18 protein-coding genes and 4 tRNA genes are annotated in these 20,256 nt (G+C 41.5%); 15 read left to right on the top strand and 7 right to left on the bottom strand.

All coding sequences use genetic code 11. From position 1 onward, the window contains the following. The first annotated feature begins 135 nt into the window (after positions 1-135). The 6 genes from FTU22_RS04645 (at position 136) to FTU22_RS04620 (ending at position 6,343) form a co-directional block, all read left to right on the top strand. Complete coding sequence (locus tag FTU22_RS04645; RefSeq protein WP_180093249.1) at positions 136-3,540, top strand: Rne/Rng family ribonuclease; 3,405 nt, start codon at positions 136-138, stop codon at positions 3,538-3,540. A 185-nt stretch (positions 3,541-3,725) separates the two neighbouring features. Then, positions 3,726-5,567: a long-chain-acyl-CoA synthetase gene (locus tag FTU22_RS04640; RefSeq protein WP_180093247.1), complete on the top strand. Its 1,842-nt coding sequence runs from the start codon at positions 3,726-3,728 to the stop codon at positions 5,565-5,567. A 140-nt stretch (positions 5,568-5,707) separates the two neighbouring features. Continuing rightward, positions 5,708-5,783, top strand: a tRNA-Lys gene (locus FTU22_RS04635). 21 nt (positions 5,784-5,804) lie between these two features. Then, a tRNA-Lys gene (locus FTU22_RS04630) sits at positions 5,805-5,880 on the top strand. A 49-nt stretch (positions 5,881-5,929) separates the two neighbouring features. Beyond that, positions 5,930-6,005: transfer RNA gene (locus FTU22_RS04625), tRNA-Lys, on the top strand. Between the two features lie 262 nt (positions 6,006-6,267). Beyond that, positions 6,268-6,343: transfer RNA gene (locus FTU22_RS04620), tRNA-Lys, on the top strand. A 122-nt stretch (positions 6,344-6,465) separates the two neighbouring features. On the opposite strand, the gene FTU22_RS04615 is transcribed toward FTU22_RS04620, so the two are convergent. Next, positions 6,466-7,119, bottom strand: coding sequence for a hypothetical protein (locus tag FTU22_RS04615; RefSeq protein ID WP_257225883.1), 654 nt, complete (start codon positions 7,117-7,119; stop codon positions 6,466-6,468). 300 nt (positions 7,120-7,419) lie between these two features. On the opposite strand from FTU22_RS04615, the gene FTU22_RS04610 reads away from it, so the two are divergent. Next, positions 7,420-7,677: a PspC domain-containing protein gene (locus FTU22_RS04610; protein WP_180093245.1), complete on the top strand. Its 258-nt coding sequence runs from the start codon at positions 7,420-7,422 to the stop codon at positions 7,675-7,677. A gap of 118 nt (positions 7,678-7,795) precedes the next feature. Here FTU22_RS04610 and FTU22_RS04605 read toward each other — a convergent pair whose 3' ends face one another. Together FTU22_RS04605 and FTU22_RS04600 are read right to left on the bottom strand one after the other, a co-directional pair. Beyond that, entirely contained in the window at positions 7,796-8,902 is a 1,107-nt protein-coding gene (locus FTU22_RS04605) for an HPP family protein (RefSeq protein ID WP_078192783.1), read from the bottom strand. Positions 8,903-9,160: 258 nt separating this feature from the next. Continuing rightward, a complete protein-coding gene (locus tag FTU22_RS04600) occupies positions 9,161-9,673 on the bottom strand; it encodes a hypothetical protein (RefSeq protein ID WP_180093243.1) in 513 nt (170 codons plus the stop codon). Positions 9,674-9,873: 200 nt separating this feature from the next. Between FTU22_RS04600 and glyQ the strand changes: the two genes are divergently transcribed. The 8 genes from glyQ (at position 9,874) to FTU22_RS04560 (ending at position 16,965) form a co-directional block, all read left to right on the top strand. Beyond that, entirely contained in the window at positions 9,874-10,857 is a 984-nt protein-coding gene (glyQ, locus tag FTU22_RS04595; RefSeq protein ID WP_078192785.1) for a glycine--tRNA ligase subunit alpha, read from the top strand. Continuing rightward, positions 10,857-12,926 carry a glycine--tRNA ligase subunit beta gene (gene glyS / locus FTU22_RS04590; RefSeq protein WP_180093241.1) on the top strand — a complete coding sequence of 690 codons (2,070 nt, stop codon included), beginning with the start codon at positions 10,857-10,859 and terminating at the stop codon, positions 12,924-12,926. The genes glyQ and glyS overlap by 1 nt, the downstream gene beginning before the upstream one ends. A 107-nt stretch (positions 12,927-13,033) precedes the next feature. Continuing rightward, the gene (locus FTU22_RS04585) at positions 13,034-13,507 is read left to right on the top strand and encodes a hypothetical protein (protein WP_180093239.1); all 474 of its coding nucleotides are present in this window, start codon (positions 13,034-13,036) and stop codon (positions 13,505-13,507) included. A 307-nt stretch (positions 13,508-13,814) separates the two neighbouring features. Beyond that, positions 13,815-14,099 carry a DUF3060 domain-containing protein gene (locus tag FTU22_RS04580; protein ID WP_180084738.1) on the top strand — a complete coding sequence of 95 codons (285 nt, stop codon included), beginning with the start codon at positions 13,815-13,817 and terminating at the stop codon, positions 14,097-14,099. Positions 14,100-14,205: 106 nt separating this feature from the next. Next, positions 14,206-14,595, top strand: coding sequence for a hypothetical protein (locus tag FTU22_RS04575; RefSeq protein WP_180093237.1), 390 nt, complete (start codon positions 14,206-14,208; stop codon positions 14,593-14,595). 352 nt (positions 14,596-14,947) lie between these two features. After that, positions 14,948-15,595, top strand: coding sequence for a hypothetical protein (locus FTU22_RS04570; protein WP_180093235.1), 648 nt, complete (start codon positions 14,948-14,950; stop codon positions 15,593-15,595). Positions 15,596-15,855: 260 nt separating this feature from the next. Then, positions 15,856-16,344 carry a hypothetical protein gene (locus tag FTU22_RS04565; protein ID WP_180089042.1) on the top strand — a complete coding sequence of 163 codons (489 nt, stop codon included), beginning with the start codon at positions 15,856-15,858 and terminating at the stop codon, positions 16,342-16,344. A gap of 111 nt (positions 16,345-16,455) precedes the next feature. Continuing rightward, positions 16,456-16,965, top strand: coding sequence for a hypothetical protein (locus FTU22_RS04560; RefSeq protein WP_180093233.1), 510 nt, complete (start codon positions 16,456-16,458; stop codon positions 16,963-16,965). Positions 16,966-17,047: 82 nt separating this feature from the next. Here FTU22_RS04560 and FTU22_RS04555 read toward each other — a convergent pair whose 3' ends face one another. The 4 genes from FTU22_RS04555 to FTU22_RS04540 all read right to left on the bottom strand — a co-directional run bounded on the left by FTU22_RS04555 (position 17,048) and on the right by FTU22_RS04540 (position 20,167). Continuing rightward, positions 17,048-17,428: a hypothetical protein gene (locus FTU22_RS04555; RefSeq protein ID WP_180093230.1), complete on the bottom strand. Its 381-nt coding sequence runs from the start codon at positions 17,426-17,428 to the stop codon at positions 17,048-17,050. A gap of 101 nt (positions 17,429-17,529) precedes the next feature. Then, on the bottom strand, positions 17,530-18,483 hold the full coding sequence (locus tag FTU22_RS04550) for a 2-hydroxyacid dehydrogenase (RefSeq protein WP_180093228.1): 954 nt from the start codon (positions 18,481-18,483) through the stop codon (positions 17,530-17,532). Between the two features lie 97 nt (positions 18,484-18,580). Next, complete coding sequence (locus FTU22_RS04545) at positions 18,581-18,772, bottom strand: hypothetical protein (RefSeq protein WP_111885919.1); 192 nt, start codon at positions 18,770-18,772, stop codon at positions 18,581-18,583. 123 nt (positions 18,773-18,895) lie between these two features. Continuing rightward, a complete protein-coding gene (locus tag FTU22_RS04540; protein ID WP_180093428.1) occupies positions 18,896-20,167 on the bottom strand; it encodes a hypothetical protein in 1,272 nt (423 codons plus the stop codon). Between the last annotated feature and the right edge of the window lie 89 nt (positions 20,168-20,256).

Raw genomic sequence — 20,256 nt, 5'->3', positions numbered from 1 at the left:
CGTTGCCCACCCAAAGAAGGTCGGTACACATGCACAGATGATGTTTTTCGATCTGTGCAACTTGATCCATGCTATCTGATGCTCGCTACGAGTCAGGCGATGTTCTTCTGTGTATCACTATTAGGTGTTACACCCATGAAACGTATGTTGATTAATGCAACACATGCCGAAGAAATTCGCGTTGCACTTGTCACTGGTCAGCGTCTTTACGATTTTGACTTAGAGAATCGTACCCGTGAACAAAAAAAATCGAATATCTATAAAGGTCATGTGACTCGCGTAGAGCCGTCTTTAGAAGCTGTATTTGTTGAATACGGTGCAGGTCGTCAAGGCTTCTTGTCGATGCGCGAAATTGCTAACTCTTATTACAAAGCAGATCCTCGCCAAACTTCAAACATCCGCGAATTGATCACTGAAGGCACTGAGCTTTTAGTTCAAGTGGAAAAAGAAGAACGTGGTAATAAAGGTGCTGCCCTTTCTACATTTATCTCACTTGCTGGTCGTTATTTGGTCTTAATGCCAAACAACCCGAAAGGTGGCGGTATTAGCCGTCAAATTTCAGGTTCAGTTCGTGAAGAATTGAAAGAAATGTTGGCGTCTTTAAATGTCCCTCGTGGCATGAGCGTGATTGTACGTACTGCAGGTATTGGTCGTTCTCAAGAAGAACTGCAACTTGACCTTCAACACTTGCTGGACCTTTGGTCACAAATCCAAAGCACATCAAGTTCTGGTCCATCACCAATGTTGGTTCACCAAGAAGCCGGTGTGGTTACACGTGCGATCCGTGACTATTTACGTGATGATGTTGCTGAAATTTTAATTGACTCTGAGCAAGCGTATAACGAAGCCTATAACTTTGTTAAAGCGGTGATGCCACGTCAAATCGACAAATTAAAAACCTATACTTTAAATGAACCGTTATTCGCTCATTTTGGTATTGAAAGTCAAATCCAAACTGCCTATGAACGTGAAGTGAAACTTCCTTCTGGTGGTTCAATTGTGATTGACCAAACTGAAGCATTGGTTTCAATTGATATTAACTCTGCAAAATCAACACGTGGTAGCGACGTAGAAGATACAGCGCTCAATACCAACCTTGAAGCTGCTGAAGAAATCGCTCGCCAATTACGTTTACGTGATATCGGTGGTTTGGTTGTGATCGACTTCATCGACATGACCAAAGACCGTAACCAACGTATGGTTGAAGCTAAACTTCGTGAAGCAACACAAAGTGACCGTGCACGTATCCAATTCGGTCAACTGTCACGCTTTGGTTTGATGGAAATGAGCCGTCAACGCTTACGTCCATCGCTTGAAGAAGCCACTGGTTATGTGTGCCCACGCTGTCATGGCACAGGTATGGTACGTGACCTACGTTCTTTATCACTTTCAATTATGCGTAAAGTGGAAGAAATTGCGCTACGCGAACGTCATGGTGAAGTTCAAGTTGAAGTGCCTGTTGAAATTGCTGCATTCTTATTGAATGAAAAGCGTCACAGCCTTGTATATCTTGAACAAACTTCAAATGTTCGTGTGACTGTACTTCCACACCCTCACCTAGAAACACCACATTACGAAATTTCGTATAACCCTGAAGGTTTTGCACCTACAAGCTATGAACGCACTGAAGCGACACGTTCTAGCGAAAAAGAATTGGGTTACGAAGCATCTGAGTGGCATTTAGGTGAAGAACAGGCCGCTGCTGCTCAGCAACAAGCACCTGTACAACAACAAGAAAAAGGCCACAAAAAGAATAAGCAACAACCCGTTGCTGCTCAACAAGCACCTGCACAAGTTGCCGCTCCTGCAGCATCATCTAGTCCATGTGCATGGTTAGAAAACTTATTTGTTCAAAAACAAGCTGCAACCGTTGACCAGTCGCGTACTGCAAACAATGCCGCTGCTGCAATTGAACAAATGGTAAATAGCGGTGCTGCAAGCCGTGGCCAGTTTGGTCAAATTACCCCTGCATCGGCAGCGCCTGTTGTTGTCGTAGACAATAATGCTTACCTTGCGCCTTCTTCTGTTGTGCACAAACAAGAACGTGACAGCCATTCAGAAAAAGCTGACCGTGAAGAAAAACGTCACAACAAAAAGCGTACTAAGCATAAAGAACCACGTGAACAAGAAGCTCAACCGCATCAAGTTCATGAAGAAGTGTTACAACCTTCACGTCAAGATCGTCAAGAGCAGCGCAATAACGAAGCACGTCAAAACGAACGCCAAGAGCAACGTTCTGAACGTCAAGAACCGCGCCAAGACAACCGTCAAGACCAACGTGAAAACCGCCGTAACTCACGCCGTCAACACAACAACGAACAAGTACAGCAAGATGTTCAAAATAATGAGCAACCGCAGTCTGTTCCACGTCGTGACCGCAACAACCAACAACGTCCAAATCGCCCAAATCGCCACCGCGATCAAAGCGTATTGAACGAGCAAGCGATTGCTCAGGAAGTTGCAACTGAGCAACAACCTGAAAACCGCAATCAACGTCAACCTAAAGTTGAAGTTGTTAATGCACCACGTCAAGACGTGATGCCAACAGCACTTGTAGTAAATGTTGATCAAGCTCAAAGCGAAATCGTAGCGCTAAATACTGCCCCAGCAGTTGAAAAACCTGTAGAAACCCCAGTAGTCCAAAAAGCCGCTGTCGTTGAAGCAGAAAAAGTGGAAAAACCTGCGACTGAAACAAAAGAAGTAGGATATAAACCACAGCATGCGCAGCAAAAACCGTCTCGTGCAAGCAATGACCCACGTCAACGCCGCCGCGAACAACGTGCAGCTCGCGCTCAACAAGCACAGGCTCCGAAAATTTCGCCATCTCAAGTGCCGACACTGGGTCAATACACTGTAAGCAGCTTGATTAAGCATGTATACGGTGAAGACTGCTCAGTACTGATTGAGCAATTTGGCTTAATTCCAACATTCAACCGTGCATTGCAAAAATTCACGGAAGAATATGCCGCGACTTTGTCTGCACCTGCAGCTGAAGCAGCTGTAGAGAAAAAGCCTGTCACTCGTGATGTTCAAGTTACAAAAGCTGCACCTGAAGCTGAACCAGCGCCAATGTTGGATTTAACACCACCAAAGCCTGTGTCAGATAAACGTGTTGCTAATGACCCACGTGAGCGTCGTCGCCTTGCTAAACTTGCCGCTGAACAAGCGAAACAAGACCAAGCAAAAGCACATGCTGAGGTGGAAGCTACGCCTGTCGCAGACACTGCTATTGAGGCGCCTGTAGTTGCAGAAGCTAAAGCTGCTACAGTTGAAGCCAACGTATCTGATGTTGTAGTTCAAACTGAAGCACCTGAACCCGTTCAAGCTGAACTGGATGTGAGTGCGCAGCCTGAAAAGACGGAAGAAGTGTCTGAAGCTCCTACTAAACCAGTAGAAGAAAAAGCTCAAGCCGTTGAAACGGAAAAGAAAGTTGAGGTTCCTGTAGACGAAAACTCGGCCGCTGAAGGTGAAAAACCTGCACGCCCTCGTCGTCCTCGCGGTCGTCCACCGAAAAAAGCAAACACCGCAACTGAGCAGTAATTTGCTATTTTGCAGGTGAATAAAAAAATCCAGTCATTTCGGTGACTGGTTTTTTTTTGATACTTTTGTCAAATTAGGTTGATTGCACTAGATCTAAACGATTAAAAGACAATTGTAGAATTTGCTGCAAATTTCATTGCAAAGAAATAGACCGTATCGGATTACGAAAAATAAATAGGATTCACATGAGCCAAACTACACAACACGACCTTATTGGGATTGCTGATGTTGCAGCAAAAATTCCCGCGTTCATTAGCAAAGTACCCAACCTGTTGAGTGGTCTAAAGCAAGCCTATTTACGCACCCCAAATACTTCCGCAGGCTTAGGGATTGCATTTGAAAAAGCCGTAAAGCGTAATCCCAAAGGCTATGCGCTATATTTTGAAGAGCAAAAATATACCTATAACGAACTCAATGAATGGGCCAATCAAATTGGTCACTATTACCTAGCACTCGGTGCAAAAAAAGGTGATGTGATTGCGGTGATGATCGAGAACCGATCTGAACTCGTGGCAACCATCGTGGCACTAGCCAAAATTGGCGTCACCAGTGCCTTGGTCAACACCTCACAAGTTGGCAAAGTCCTGACACACAGCATCAACTTAGTAAACCCAATTGCGGTGATTGTGGGCGAAGAATGCCGTCAAGCCGTAGAAGAGATTCGTAATGATCTCAGTGTGGCTACAGATCGTTTACATTGGTTCGCAGATCAAGCCACTCGTGTAGATGCCGGTCAAGCACCGAAAGGCTTCTTAAACCTTGCAGAAGCGATTGATGAATTTCCAAAGTTCAACACACCCACCACTGCAAGTGTAAAAGGCAAAGACGGCCTATTTTATATCTACACCTCTGGGACAACAGGCTTACCTAAAGCGGTGATTTTCACCAACAGCCGTTGGACTTTGGCTTATGGAACTTATGGTCACGTCCTTAATCTGAATAAAGATGATGTGATGTATGTGACCTTACCGCTCTACCATGCTACAGGTACTGTAGTTTGTTGGTGTGGGGTGATTGCCGGTAGCGCCACGCTTGCCCTGCGTCGCAAGTTTTCAACTTCATCGTTTTGGAAAGATGTACAAAAATTTGATGCGTCAGCCATTGGCTATGTGGGTGAGCTTTGCCGTTATTTGATGGATGCCCCACATTCAGACCTTGAAAAAGGCCATCGTGTGAAAAAAATGATTGGTAACGGCATGCGACCAAATATTTGGGATAAGTTTAAAGAACGCTTTGGGGTTGAGGAAGTCCTTGAACTCTATGCTTCAAGTGAAGGCAACGTTGGCTTTAGTAATGTGTTTAACTTCGACAATACCGTTGGTTTTTCACCAACGCCTTATGCGATTATTCAGTTTGATAAAGAAAAAAATGAAGCTGTACATGATGCTAAAGGTCGCTGCATTAAAGTGAAAAAAGGCGAAGTCGGCTTACTCATCGGTAAAATTACCCGTCGCTCACCTTTCGATGGCTATACCGACACGGAAAAAAACAAATCCGTCATTATGAAAGATGTATTCAAACATGGTGACTCATACTTCAACACAGGTGACTTGGTTCGTGACATTGGCTTCCGTCATGCACAATTTGTCGACCGTCTAGGCGATACTTTCCGCTGGAAAGGTGAAAACGTCTCAACCACTGAAGTTGAAAACATGGTGAGTGAGTACGATAAAATTGCTGAAGCTGTGGTTTATGGCGTAGAAATTCCAGATACAAATGGCCGTGCAGGTATGGCTGCCATCACGCTCACCGACGGTGCCGAACTCAACGAACAAGATTGTAGTGAAATGGTTCTACAATTTAAAAAATGCTTACCAGCGTATGCTGTACCGGTATTTTTACGTGTACAGAAAAAAGTCGAAACCACAGGCACATTTAAATACCAAAAAAACAAGCTGAAAGAACAAGCTTTTGATCCTCAGCAAACTGATGAACGTTTATTGGTATTGCTGCCAAATGCAACTGCTTACTGTGATTTAACTCCTGAAATTTATGCCAATATTCAGGCATATAAATACCGTTTTTAAGCAAATAGCGCTCATTTTAGCGACAGATATCCGCTAAAATGAGCTACTTTGTTGTATTTATAATCAAACACAAGCAAGTTTATGATTTTTTACTTGCGCTTGAAGCAGATCTTGCTACAATACGCACCATCAAGCGAAATGGGTCGTTAGCTCAGTTGGTAGAGCAGTAGACTTTTAATCTATTGGTCCCGCGTTCGAGTCGCGGACGACCCACCATTCCCTTCGATACCACAAGATGGGTCGTTAGCTCAGTTGGTAGAGCAGTAGACTTTTAATCTATTGGTCCCGCGTTCGAGTCGCGGACGACCCACCATCTTTCTAAAATTCCAGTTTTAGATTACAATCTTGTGCATACCCCCTAAGGGTCGTTAGCTCAGTTGGTAGAGCAGTAGACTTTTAATCTATTGGTCCCGCGTTCGAGTCGCGGACGACCCACCATTCTTTCTTAGGGCTTCTTTCTTCCGGCAGTTGAAGAAAAAGAAACCTGCAGGTTCCGACCAAGACAAACCATCACCATTATTGGTTTTGATTCGCCATTCTCGAAATTTTGCTATAGCGATGTTGCGAAGTATCATTCTTGTCTTGCTAGATGAAGTATTTGACCTGAAAAATTTTAGATAACAAATATTCCCTAGTATTCAAAGCTACGCGCTTCGTTTATCTTGCTAAAATTTTAAAATGCTCTTTTAAAATTTTCTCAGGGTTGTTAGCTCAGTTGGTAGAGCAGTAGACTCTTAATCTATTGGTCGTGGGTTCGAACCCCACACAACCCACCAATTCTATGTCGTATTAATAATTCAATTTTTTTTAGCTAGTTGCATTCGATTAGCCAAGAACTACGAATTTCACGCCGACGCTCAAACGCAATTTATAATTTTATGTACTTGATTCGCAGCATTTAATTTGGGTCTTTTACCAAGGTATAGGCATGTTGCGGCTGAGGATAACCCTTGGAAAATAATTCCTGATTTCGATCAACTTCACCTTGACGAATTTTGTCTAAATCCATGGTGATTTTATTTTCATTAATCACGCGATAATAGAAATTCACGCCTTCTTTTCGATGAACCACCAGCTCGGTATGTGCTTCATTAACACTCCACGTATCCTTACGGTATTTCACATTAATGCCTGGCGTATTGGTTTTTTCAGCAAACACTTTACCAATTTGAATAATACTGCGGTGTACCGTGCCATCTGGCAATAAGTTAAGAATGAACTCCGCATCGCCTTCTGGGCATGGAATAAAACTGTCATCGCATTTTACTTTGGCATGAAAACGTCCAATAAAAATTTTGGCATGCTCAGGAACAGGAGCTGACTTTATGTCATCGTCATTCGGCAATGTCGCCTGCCCTGCCACTTGGGTTAATTTTTTTCCATGATCTTGCTTCGCTTGAACTTCCGATGCGACAGTTGATGCTGAACTTTCACCCTTATCCGCTGCGGGTTGAGGCGTTGGACTACAACCAATAAAAGAGAGGCTGAACACTCCTGCAAACACTGAAAGATATGCAAATTTCATCAAAAAAGGTGAAGCCGATGTTTTCATATAATGTGCCAAGACCAATCATTCATTGGTTTTTTCAGTTCTTGCTGACTTAATATTGTAATCAAAAAATCAACGCTGTATACATATATTTGCGATATATGTTAATCATATCTCATTGTTATCGTTGATATTTAATTAATAATCAAGCTATTTTAAAGGCAAACTAATCAAACCAATTCTTCAAATTACATAACTTTACTTAATTTTTTTTCTGCACCCTTTAAATCGCAAAGCTTGTCACCATTTCTATAATATGAATTTGGAAATATTCAAATTTATTCTTTTTTGAAGGAGACCTGAATGGCCAATGTTGGTTTATATCGCTCAAACCGCTCTAACATGATTGCTGGTGTGATGGGGGGTATTGCTGAACGTTTTGGTTGGAATGCAAATTTACTGCGTATTATTTTTATCTTTGTATCATGCTTAAGCGCAGCCTTTCCCGGTATTTTGGTGTACTTGGTTTTATGGTTAGTCATGCCTAAAGCACAAGATAACTTTTTCTGTACCAATGGCTATTCAGACCCTATTCGTACTGTGAATGATGACAGACGTTAAAATCCTTTGACCCAGTTTGGTCGCTACGGTTTCTCCCCCAAGATTCCGTAGCTTTTTTTTGCCTATATATTGGCAAAGCCATATTTAAGTCTGATGAATTTAAATCAAAGTTTAAAGCTTAAGATTTTGTTTGCTGATTTAACTGTTGATATAAGGCGGCAATCATATCGGCACGGCTAATCATTCCCACCAACCGTTTTTGCTCAACAACTGGAATATAATTAAAAGATCTTTCCACAAAATATGGCACCAAGTCTTCAATCGGCTGATCCGGCTGCACGGTCACCACTTTGGGATTCATAATTTGATAAACGTGATTTTCCCAACTGGCTTTGGGGTCTGCGGCACGTTTAAACCATTCAACTACATCATATAAAGCCAAATTTCCCACCAAGCGATCCAAATCACTCACCACAGGCAAACTCATCAAATTGACTTGTTTAAACTTTTCCAATGCTGACTGAATATCATCTTCTGCACGCAGGGTAATCACTTGCTGACTCATGATGTCACGACAATGAAACTGGCTTAGGCCACGACGACTGGCTAATTGCTGTGCTTCTAAAATAATTTTTTGTAAGTCATATTCACTAATATCAAGCAACTGACTTTGCTGTTCTAAGACTTGCTGAATATCCGCTGGCTGAATCGACACTTTTTGTGTCGGTGTTGGATCTGTCGTCCGAGTATTGACTTGTGCTTTTTGTGGATACTGCTTGCCTAGTAATCGGTTATAAATGATAGCAACCACCATCAAGAGGACCGAATTTAAAAGGACTGGATAAAAAAGAAAGGCATAGCCTAAATCATGGACTGCCTCTCCGCCCAATACCGCTGTAATCGCCACGGCTCCACTTGGTGGATGCAATGAGTCTGTGGTCATCATTAAGATAATCGCTAATGCAACCGCGATACTAAATGCTTCGGTTAAATTAGGAATAAACATCGCACACGTCACGCCAATCAAGGCCGCAAGACTATTACCGACTACCATATTCCACGGCTGTGCCAATGGGCTGGCAGGTACAGCAAAGAGCAGTACGGACGATGCGCCCATCGGGGCGATATACCACGCATTTAAGTCATCTAGCGCCAGCCAACTGATCAGCGAAGAAATACTCAGGCCCAGCAAAGCACCTACCCCACACAGGATGCGGTCTTTTAAAGGCAGAACTTTAAAGTTGGGTTTAAGCGTATTGAGCCAAGCTGATTTTGCGTGAAACACGAGATACCTTGTTTGTTGTTTTGCGAGATGTGGCAATTATAAAGCCATGCAAGCAATAAGATGTATTCAACTTACATCTTTATCTTATAAATTTTACTTTTGATTCTTTTGAATGATGTATACGCCGCTTACTTGCGTAGTTTTATCCCAAGAAATGAGCCTAAAATTCTCATTATATGTTACTGATAATTAAAATAAAAAATCTATCAGCGCTCACATCTGTACTCACTAAAACAAAGGAACATTTAGGCGGTCAGCTTATTCATCTTGATCAATTAAATCTTCACTGCCATAAATAATTTTCTGAGCTGTTTTATCATACACAATAGGAAACCATTCATAATAAGCCGAAGGGATTCGTTCAACTCGAATACGTCCAATCACATAATTATGCCCACCCAATAAATCAACAGCGAATCGAGCTGGACGAGCGATAACTAGCTGTGAATTATGATCAATGACGAGCTCAGTTTTTCCCTGTTCTACAGCGGTGGTAAACCGTCCGTGAATAGGTGAGTCAAAAGCCATTCCTCGTGTGACTTTTCGCGTCCCCTGCTGACCATTGACCTCAAGCAAAAGACCTTCGCTCATTTGATACTTTGAGCTGACCACTAACTGCTGTTTAATCAAATTCTTACATTCCGCGTTGCAAGAATTTGTAATAGTCGCAATTTTTGAAGCGTGAAGTGATGAATCTGAATACAAAGCTACAGGCGTCGTACTACAGGCAGATAGCACCATACTTATCACAATAAAAGACTTCTTAAACATTGTTATCGCTCATCATTCAATTTATTCATCCACTTTATGCCACAAGTAACTTCGTTTTTATTCTGTACAATAGGAAAATATAAAATTCTGCGCATCATTAAAACATCAAAGCTTGATTCAAGAATGATTAACCCTTTGCCACACACCCCCAAAATCCTTATAATTGAGCACAATTTTTATCTAATTTTAAGTGGATGACCATGAGTCGCGCCATATCGCATATTGATACCTTCCAAGGCTTAATTCTTGCCTTACAAAACTACTGGGCTGAACAAGGTTGTGTAGTGTTACAACCTTACGATATGGAAATGGGTGCAGGTACTTTCCACACTGCAACTTTCCTACGTGCTTTAGGCCCTGAAACTTGGAACGCGGCTTATGTTCAGCCTTCTCGTCGTCCTAAAGATGGCCGTTATGGTGAGAACCCGAATCGTCTACAACACTACTACCAGTTCCAAGTCGTGTTGAAGCCAAACCCAGACAACATCCAACAGTTGTACTTAGATTCATTAAAAGCCATTGGTATTGATACCCTTGTTCACGACATTCGTTTCGTGGAAGACAACTGGGAATCTCCAACACTTGGCGCATGGGGCTTAGGTTGGGAAGTTTGGTTAAACGGTATGGAAGTGACTCAGTTCACTTACTTCCAACAAGTCGGTGGTGTTGAATGCTACCCTGTAACTGGCGAAATCACTTACGGTCTAGAACGTCTAGCGATGTACCTCCAAGGTGTAGACTCAGTTTACGACTTGGTTTGGACTAAAGGTCAGTTTGGTACAGTGACTTACGGCGATGTATTCCACCAAAACGAAGTTGAACAATCGACCTATAACTTTGAATATGCCAACGTTGAAAAAATGTTTGAGCTATTTGATTTCTATGAAGCTGAAGCGACTCGTTTAATGGAAGCTGAACTTCCACTGCCTGCCTATGAACAAGTAATTAAAGCATCGCATAGCTTTAACTTGCTTGATGCACGTGGCGCAATTTCAGTAACTGAACGTCAACGTTACATTTTACGTGTACGTACATTGGCTCGTGCGATTGCCCAAAGTTATGTCGCTGCGCGTGCGAAGCTTGGCTTCCCGATGGCGGAACCAGCTTTACGTGACGAAGTCCTTGCTCAACTTAAAGCACAAGTTGAAGCGGAAGCAAAAGTAGAATCTAAGGAGAGCAAATAATGTCTAAACATACAGTATTGTTCGAATTAGGCTGCGAAGAACTTCCACCAAAAAGCTTAAAAAAATTACGTGATGCGCTTCATGCAGAAACGGTAAAAGGTTTAAAAGACGCAGGTCTAGCATTCGATTCAATCGAAGCATATGCAGCACCACGTCGCCTTGCATTGAAAATTGTCAATGTAGACGGTGCACAAGCAGACACACAAAAACGTTTTGATGGCCCTGCTAAACAAGCAGCGTTTGATGCTGAAGGTAAACCAACTAAAGCTTTAGAAGGCTTTATGCGTGGTCAAGGCATCACGGTTGATCAAGTATCGACTTTCCAAGCGGGTAAAGTTGAAAAAGTGTGCTACTTAAAAGATGTAAAAGGTCAAAGCCTTGATGTTTTACTTCCACAAATTTTACAACACGCTTTAGATAACCTACCTATCGCAAAACGCATGCGTTCTGCGGCAAGCCGTACTGAATTTGTACGTCCTGTAAAATGGGTTGTGTTGTTGAAAGACAGTGATGTAATTGAAGCAACCATTCAGGATCACCAAGCAGGTAACGTGACTTATGGTCACCGTTTCCATGCCCCTGAAGCAATCACACTTGCAAATGCTGATGCTTATCTTGATGCCCTTCGTACTGCAAAAGTGATTGCAAACTTTGAAGAGCGCCAAGCCATCATCGACCAACAAGTCAAAGCTTTAGCTGATGAAGTCAATGCCATTGCGATTGTCCCTGCGGACTTACGTGACGAAGTAACAGCATTGGTTGAATGGCCAGTTGCGCTTCGTGCAAGCTTTGAAGAACGCTTCCTTGCTGTTCCTCAAGAAGCACTCATCACGACGATGCAGGACAACCAAAAGTACTTCTGCTTAGTGAATAGCGACAATAAACTTCAACCTTACTTCATTACCGTGTCAAACATTGAGTCGAAAGACCCGATACAAATTATTGAAGGTAACGAAAAAGTTGTGCGTCCACGTTTGTCGGATGCTGAATTCTTCTTCTTACAAGACCAAAAACAACCGCTTGCTTCTCGTAAAGAGAAACTTGCGAACATGGTCTTCCAAGCAGAACTTGGCACACTATGGAACAAGTCTGAACGTATTGCTAAATTGGCTGTGGCTTTGTCGGCTATCACAGGTGCAAACCCAGCAGATGCTGAAAAAGCAGCGCTCCTTGCAAAATGCGACTTAACCTCTGAGTTGGTGGGTGAATTCCCTGAGCTTCAAGGTATTGCCGGTACTTACTACGCACGTATTGAAGGCGAAAATGATGAAGTCGCTGAATCTTTAGGTGAACAATACTTACCTAAATTTGCAGGTGACCTTTTACCTAAAACCAAAACAGGTACTACGCTTGCGCTTGCTGACCGTTTAGATACGCTCACAGGTATTTTTGGTATTGGTCAGGCGCCTACAGGTTCTAAAGACCCGTTTGCACTACGCCGTTCAGCCATTGGTATCTTGCGTCTTGTGACTGAAAATGATTTAGATGTTTCGATTGAAGATCTAATCAAACTTGCACTTGCTGCTTATGGCGATGTATTGAAAGACCACGATAAAACTTTAGCGGATGCTGTTGCATTCCTTGAAGGTCGTTACCGTGCGAAATATGAAGACCAAGGCGTAGCAGTTGATGTAATTCAAGCAGTTCAAGCGTTGTCTCCAAAATCTCCACTTGATTTTGATAAGCGTGTAAATGCGGTAAATCATTTCCGTGACTTGCCTGAAGCTGCTGCACTTGCTGCTGCCAACAAGCGTGTTGCAAACATTCTTGCAAAAGAAGCTGCACCTGAAGGCGCTGTGGTTGAAGCGAACTTGGTTGAAGATGCTGAAAAAGCATTGTTCGCTGAACTTGCAAAAATCACACCTGTAGTTGAGCCATTATTTGCTGCGAAGGACTACACCGCTGCCCTTTCTGCACTTGCTGCACTTCGTGCGCCAGTCGATGCGTTCTTTGACGGTGTGATGGTGATGGCCGATGATGCTGACCTAAAAGCAAACCGTTTACGTATGCTTGCACAGCTTCGTGACTTGTTTACGAAAGTGGCTGATATTTCAGTGTTACAGCACTAAGTTTAAGCATTAATTAAAAACCCGCTTTAGAGCGGGTTTTTTTATGCCGTTTGAAATCTAGGTAGAATCCTGTTAGAAATAGCGGAATTTTTTGATAAGAACAATATATGAAAAGTATTACAGTCAATTATCCTTACCGCCCAGATCTCTATCTTTTTATCTTACATGCAGTATTGATGGCATGCAGCTTTTACCTTTGGAAGGTTTATCCATACATTCCAAACAAGCCAGATATGGGTGCTTTATTCTTTTTGATTATTTCTGTTTTGGGTGGATTTATTGGAATCATCATCGTTGCGGTGACTTTGCCCAGATTAGACCGCACTGTGCGTTACTTAACGCTTTCAAAATTTGTTTTAAGTTTGGTGTATTGGTTGTCGAGCACAACCATTTTCGTTTTATTTGGCAGTACTAAATTTATATTCAATAACCCCCTTGTGCTATTTGTCTTTGTTTTTCTATTTTTTAGCAGTCTGTATTTTTCAATAATTCGTGTTGCTGATATGCGTAAGAAAGATTGGCTCATTATCGGTGGAGTATTGGGTAGCCTTTTGTTGTTGTTCTTTTTGCCAAAACTTTAATCGCTAAATAAACCAGCTAAGGCTTCATTGTATATTTAGGATAACGTACTGATAATTCAATGAGACGGTTTGAAACATTAGATAAATCACCAAGCGAAATCACTTCTTAATACATCAATGTGAAAAAGATCTGGCATTGCACTCAATATCTCGTTTTAAATAAAGATGAATAAAACTTGAGCAAATAAATCTCGGCATGCTAAAAATAACTCAACCTGAATAAAATGAAATACCGATGATGAATAAAAAATTACTTAGCTTTGGACTATTGATTCTATCTTTTTCTTCTGCAAATGCTGGAACGGAAATGACTCATTCCCAAATCAGCATTTCTTCACCCGATACCGTTGCAAGTTATGATTGCGCAGGACGCTCAGTGAATATTCCTGCTCCAGATAGCCGTATTACTCTAAAAGGCAGTTGCCCGATGATTACGGTTGCAGGTCCAAATACGACGGTCTATGTAGAATCAGTCAATAAAATCAATATTTATGGACCAAATTCGAAAGTCTATTATCAAAAAAGCACCCATCCATCACGCCAAGTCAGCATCAATGCCGTTGGTCCAGGAAGTGCGGCCTATAAACGTTAAATATTAAGTGAATGAAGTTGAATTGAGGCTTAAAACTTAAATCTATAGCCAATAATTCACCAATTCCCTATACTCAATCCAACAACACTCAACAAGAATGAACCTTATGAAACTGAAAGCATTCCTTTTGACTGGTCTTGCGGGTATAACACTTTCTGCATGTACATCTGCACCAACGATTCCACAACTTGAAACAGGTGTATTACAAGAAGTTCAAAACATTGATGTCTACCCAGATACCACGGATAACAAAGCAAAACTGACTAAATTTGTAGATAAATGCGTGATTGAATTTACAGGCAATTTAAAAGAAGCAAAATCGGTTGAACAATGGTCATTTAAAGGCTTAACCCTAATTTCAGGTGGTACAGCAACCTTTGCTAAAGATGGTACAAGTTCAGCGCACAATTTTGATTTAAATGCAGCGGATGTACAGAAAAACTTCCTTGCATTACGCGGTCATTTTGCAAAAGATGCGCTTACACAATGTGAATAAATAATAAAAACCATATCTCCAAAATGGAGGTATGGTTTCATTTTTCCTTGAATCTTGCACAATAATTCGTTCAAACCCATAATTTTTAATCATGAAAATCGTAACTGGCACCACACCACAGCAACGCGCAAAACACATATAAGCCACTGTATTTTCATAAAATTACAATAATGCATTAACTTAACCAAGTTTCCACACTTCAAACTTCCGCGTATCTGAGCTGTTATTGCATTGTGTGACTTATCGCACAAAACCACTTTTTGCTTTTTTTTACTCTTAAGATATCCTCTGCTCCAAAAGCGCAAATGCTGAGTGCAACAGCAGCGTTCAATAAAAGAGGACAATTGCAAAGATGAAACCTTTATTTAAAACAACACTGATCACCGCAGCATTATTCGCAACCACTCCACTATTTGCGAACACCGCAGTAGAAGCCAATGCGAAAGTTGAAACACAGCAACCGTCTGTACTGCAAAATCTAAAACAAGACATTAATCAGTCTGCGCATACAGCGGGTGACAAAATTGAGAAAGGCGTCGATAAGACCAAAACCTTCACCCAAGAAAAATGGCAAGACACCAAAGAATTCAGTGCAGACAAAAAGCAAGATGCTAAAAATAAATGGGCTGACCTAAAACAGTCTAAAGATGAAAAATCAGATGCAGCGAAAGCCAAGATCGATGCCAAAGCTGAGCAAAATAAAGCTAAGCTTGATGAGCGTAAAGCACAGCTCGATGAAAAAGCTGCAAAAGACAAAGCAAAACTCGATGAACGTAAAAGCAATGTCGACAATAAAGTTGATCAAACCAAGAGCTATTTAGGTGAAAAAGCTCAGGAAGGTCGCCAATTTGCCAGTGAAAAATGGCAACAAACCAAAGCGAATTTCCAAAAAGGTCAAGAAGCCAATGTGAGTGGCAGTAGCAATGTACAGTTGCAAACGCCTATCGCACAAGCTGAAGTCCATAGCTCACATGAAGCCAGCTTAGGTGCTCACAAATAAATAAACTGGCTTTCATACCCTCTCCTCCAGAGAGTAGGCTCACCCTTCGGTGGGCCTTTTTTACCTTAAGCAAAATACAAACGTGTACAAAGCTGTCATTTGCTGTATTGATTTTGCTACGGCAAGTTTTTTTCGCTGCAATTTTTCCTATAATGCGTTAAAACCATTCATCAGATAGAAAATCTATAAAATTCAGAGGTGAAGCTGTGAAGATTTCATTAAAAGCAACGTTATGCCTAAGCTTAATATTCACGACACCCATGCTTTGGGCACAAGAAAACACAACAGCGCAAAGTACTGAGCAACAAGCGAAAAAACCTGTGAGCCCTTATGGCGATAATCCAAATTTATTGCATGTGTGGGCCTATAAAGCCCAAGAAGGCGTGGTCGGTGCTGCTAAAAATATTGGTGAAATGACTGAACGTGGAATTTCTAAAATTAAGCCTTCGGTTGACCAAGCTTGGGACAATACGAAAACTGCTACTCAAAATACAGTGCAACAGGTTGATCAGGGCGCACAGCAAGCCACTCAAAACGTCAATGAAAAATTGAAACAAACCCGTGAAAATATTACAGGTAAAACCAACCAACCTGCGCCCATTAGCCAACAGTCGTTGAGTGAACCGTCTTCAGGCAATACGATTAATACGGCTCCAAGCAACAATGCGGGGCAAAATAACAATCAATATCCACAAAGTAGCTATCCATCGAGTTCAACGTCTACGACGTATCCAGTGACTGATTTATAATTTAACACTACATTTAAAAGCTCAACTTTGTTTGGGCTTTTTTAAAACCAAAATTAAATACTTTTAGTCTTTGACCTATGCCTATAAAAACAATGAATTAATGAGAAAAAAATGCGAATTTTATTTGGTATCTTGCTTGGCATTCTGCTCTGTGTTGGCTCTGTGATTGGCTTACAACGTTTTCCACAATTGTTGAAAAGTTATCCACAGTTGCAAACTATTTTTCCCCAATTGTACGATTCATACCAATATAACCATGATGCCGAAGGTAAATTATTACAAACCTTAGAGATGCTAGATGACGAAGAATACAAATCGACTGAAGGCAATGAAGCGACACTGTATCAACTCGATGGTCAATGCAAAATTAATCTTTATCTTTTTGGTGAATCCAATCAATCCCTAACAAGTTTCTATTTTCACAATGATCAGATTTTACGTGCCTATGAGACAAATTTGATCTACCCAAATGGTGGCTTTAATCCTGTACCCAATACCAAAGAGCCTTTTAAACTCGAAAAAAGTTATTTACGAATCATGATGCCAAACAGTATCAAGACTGAACTTGAATTTGAGCGGATCAAAAATCATTTCAATGCTAAATTTTTGAAAAATTGCTAGAAGCTTCCTTTACATATTCTCTAAGATCTACCTAGCGAATAGGTGAATTTCATCAACTCAAATTTAGCTATTAAATTAAGCATTAAGGAGCAGGTTTGAGATATCGCCTACGTACAAACGATGCTGTACAGATTTGAATAAGCATCAACAGGCAAAATGGATAGTCAACCCAGACTGATAAATGATCAATATGCGCAACCAATCCAAAGACAGAAAAATAGACCTGTCCCACAATAATAGGTACTACAACCAGCCATAGTCTCCAATACCAATAGCGATTTAAAAAATCAATAAGTGCTAAGACGAAATGCGCAATAAAAAATACCGAAACCAGCACAACTTGTAAGGTCGGCATGAATTTATGAACTTCAAAATCAGGATTCTGGAATAAATAATTTTCACTGATATTTAGTACATAACTGTACCATGCCCAAGTAATGCATGCGGTAAAGAGAATCAGCATGCAAAATATTCTTAAACTTTTTTTATTGGCAAGATCGACCTGCATAGACATCCCTATTTATATGGAGCATTGTTCAAAAATAATGTTCCTTAAACTCGATTTTAATTGACCTGTCGAATGACCATTCCCGCTTTAAAGGCTTCTACATTTTCCACCAATTGCTGCACAATGCGTTGTCGCGCATCGACGCTTCCCCATGCACTATGTGGGGTAATAATTAAATTTGGAATACTTGGATCGAGCAGCACATTACCCTGCTTAGGTGGCTCAACCGTCAAGACATCGGTTGCTGCGCCTGCAATCTTTCCTGATTTTAATGCCTCGGCTAATGCCGATTCATTAACCACACCACCTCGTGCGCAATTGATCACAAAGGCCGATGCTTTCATTTGAGCCAAGCTTTCATGATTGAGTAAATCACGAGTATCATTTGTTAAAGGACAATGCAAACTCAGAAAATCGACCTGCGCTAACATCTCAGAAAAGGCCACTCGTTCAGCCGCCATGGGGCGATTCGGTAGTGCACCAATCATAATTTTCATGCCAAACGCTTTAGCCAAATGTGCCACGGCTTGCCCCAATTCGCCATAGCCAACAATCCCCAAAGTCTTACCAGCCAACTCAATAATTGGAAAATCCAGTAAGCAGAACTGATCCGCTTTTTGCCAATTTCCCTGTTGAACCGCCCGATCATACTGTCGAAAGGATGTCGCCAAGTTCAACATTAACATCAAGGTATGCTGTGCGACTGCAGCGGTGCCATAAGCTTGGCAATTACACACCACGATACCTTGTTGCTGCGCGTGTACAAGGTCAACGTTATTGGTGCCAGTGGCAGAAATTAAGATCAGTTTTAATTGCGGATTGAGCTGCATGTGCTCAGCATTGATGTGTACTTTATTGCTGATAATCACATCAGCCCCTTGTATGCGCTGAGCAACCTCTGCAGCCGTTGTTGCGGGATAGAGCGTCAAGTCATCAAACTGTGCTTCTAGTCCGCTAAAATCTAAGTCCTGTTTATCTAGAGACTGATAATCTAGAAATACCGCTTTCATGGCTGCTTCCCTTCTGGCCGATTATAAAAATTCGATTGTGGATGATTAAAACCTGTGATGCACCAAAGTGCAATCGAACAGCATATAAAAAAACCCGCTATTTCGCGGGTTTATCGAGATGATGTTGCAATGAATTTCGAATTTTGAGTATGACATAAATGGTCAGTATCGTAAGTAACAACATACTGCTGCTAAAAATCAGTATGCTTGAACTAACCCCCTGTGCATAGGCTGAATCCATGGTCAGCACTAAGATGAATAATACAGCAAGCATCTGCGTTGAATGCATACTGATAACCCTCATATTCCTTATGATGTTTTGGGCAGTATGAATGTTTTTATACTACCTTTCTTTCATCATAATCTCTTCCTACAAATTAGCAAGCTTTGGATTTTCAACCCAATGTCGAGCTTAAATTTGTTCTGGCTGCACCACGAACTGGCAAGACGCATCGGCATTTTCCACAAAGAAGACTTGACCAAATTCATCACTACTCAAACGCAGTTCTTTATAGTTCAGCGTGTAATAGCCCACATATTTCTGCATTAAAATCGGATGCATACCAGTCGCAAGCTCATCTTGAGCTAAGACCAATTTCATTACCTGACGGTCATTCATCACCACCATGTAACGCTCATCTTGGACTTGTACGTATACCAGGCCTGTGCCCTTCGGCTGCAAAGGAATCAAAAACTTGTGATTCAGCGCAATTACACCAGCTGCATAGCTTTCAATTTTTTGGCTAATCACATTAAACACTAAACCATGTTCAAACTGGTCGAGTAGTAGGCTACGATTTTCCTGTGGCAAAAAGGTCGTGATCCCCAACTTTTGCAGATCTTGCTCACTGACTTGTTTGTTATTAAACAATACGCGTAATAAGGTCTGTTTTTGTTTGGCATCAAAAAATTGAGGGTCAAGCTGAAACGAATTGCTTTTTAAAATTTCACCCAAGGCATCACGATGGCGTGTCAGTAAATTTTCGATGACTTTTCGATAGTAGAATTTACTGTTTTTCTTAACCCGACGCATTTTTTGATAAAAATACGGTGCATCAAATGGATGTCTCAAGAAATCATTTAACAGTTCTGAACTCGCCAATACCGCAATGGCATCATGCCCTGTGAACGGCAGATGCAACACATGCACATGCGGAATTAAGGCCTGTAGTTTTTCAAAATGCGCGCGATCTTCTGGACAATAAGGATCATACACCACGATATATTCGCGTGTAGTCGAGACGTCTTCAGCAAGTACCCGCATATTGGCATGCAGATTGGGTTGAAAGAACATGCCATAGCGTGTATCGACAATGTCTTCAGGGTCTATGGAGTACTGTGGCACCATGCTGACCACACGCTGAAATCCAAATAAATTGGCATACTTAATGGCCGCATAGCCGCCCATGGAACCACCATAGGCAATTCGCAGCTCAAATTGCTCTAGGATCGGCTTGATGGCTTGATACATCTGTTGCATTGACGTTGTTGGAAACCAAGATTTTTGTTTCGGCATCACACCGATCACATTAAAATCATATTTTTGCAAAGACTTCTCGGCATTGATGCTCAAGCCCTTGGCACGGGTAATCAAATCACCGAAGGAGAAAATAAGCTCACGAGAACTGCCAGGCTGAAAAATGACACGAATTTGATCATCTTCAAAAATGATGTGCTTTTCTATTGTGCTTTGCTCCAGTCCTTGTTGCGTCACGCTTTTCCTTCCTTGTTGCATTCAAAGTTTATCTTGTTCCGAATATGCTATTTTATAGA

The organism is Acinetobacter sp. YH12076, assembly GCF_013419525.1.
Lineage (GTDB): Bacteria > Pseudomonadota > Gammaproteobacteria > Pseudomonadales > Moraxellaceae > Acinetobacter > Acinetobacter amyesii.
This window is presented reverse-complemented; position numbering and strand designations above follow the sequence as displayed.

Bases quoted from the DNA above. Each gene is read 5' to 3' on its own strand.
- FTU22_RS04585 (WP_180093239.1), top strand. From the start codon at position 13,034: ATGAAAAGTATTACAGTCAATTATCCTTACCGCCCAGATCTCTATCTT.
- FTU22_RS04610 (WP_180093245.1), top strand. From the start codon at position 7,420: ATGGCCAATGTTGGTTTATATCGCTCAAACCGCTCTAACATGATTGCT.
- FTU22_RS04565 (WP_180089042.1), top strand. From the start codon at position 15,856: ATGCTTTGGGCACAAGAAAACACAACAGCGCAAAGTACTGAGCAACAA.
- FTU22_RS04645 (WP_180093249.1), top strand. From the start codon at position 136: ATGAAACGTATGTTGATTAATGCAACACATGCCGAAGAAATTCGCGTT.
- glyS (WP_180093241.1), top strand. From the start codon at position 10,857: ATGTCTAAACATACAGTATTGTTCGAATTAGGCTGCGAAGAACTTCCA.
- FTU22_RS04570 (WP_180093235.1), top strand. From the start codon at position 14,948: ATGAAACCTTTATTTAAAACAACACTGATCACCGCAGCATTATTCGCA.
- FTU22_RS04560 (WP_180093233.1), top strand. From the start codon at position 16,456: ATGCGAATTTTATTTGGTATCTTGCTTGGCATTCTGCTCTGTGTTGGC.
- FTU22_RS04545 (WP_111885919.1), bottom strand. From the start codon at position 18,772: ATGCATTCAACGCAGATGCTTGCTGTATTATTCATCTTAGTGCTGACC.
- FTU22_RS04550 (WP_180093228.1), bottom strand. From the start codon at position 18,483: ATGAAAGCGGTATTTCTAGATTATCAGTCTCTAGATAAACAGGACTTA.
- FTU22_RS04555 (WP_180093230.1), bottom strand. From the start codon at position 17,428: ATGCTGATTCTCTTTACCGCATGCATTACTTGGGCATGGTACAGTTAT.
- FTU22_RS04640 (WP_180093247.1), top strand. From the start codon at position 3,726: ATGAGCCAAACTACACAACACGACCTTATTGGGATTGCTGATGTTGCA.
- FTU22_RS04615 (WP_257225883.1), bottom strand. From the start codon at position 7,119: ATGAAAACATCGGCTTCACCTTTTTTGATGAAATTTGCATATCTTTCA.
- glyQ (WP_078192785.1), top strand. From the start codon at position 9,874: ATGAGTCGCGCCATATCGCATATTGATACCTTCCAAGGCTTAATTCTT.
- FTU22_RS04600 (WP_180093243.1), bottom strand. From the start codon at position 9,673: ATGTTTAAGAAGTCTTTTATTGTGATAAGTATGGTGCTATCTGCCTGT.
- FTU22_RS04575 (WP_180093237.1), top strand. From the start codon at position 14,206: ATGAAACTGAAAGCATTCCTTTTGACTGGTCTTGCGGGTATAACACTT.
- FTU22_RS04580 (WP_180084738.1), top strand. From the start codon at position 13,815: ATGACTCATTCCCAAATCAGCATTTCTTCACCCGATACCGTTGCAAGT.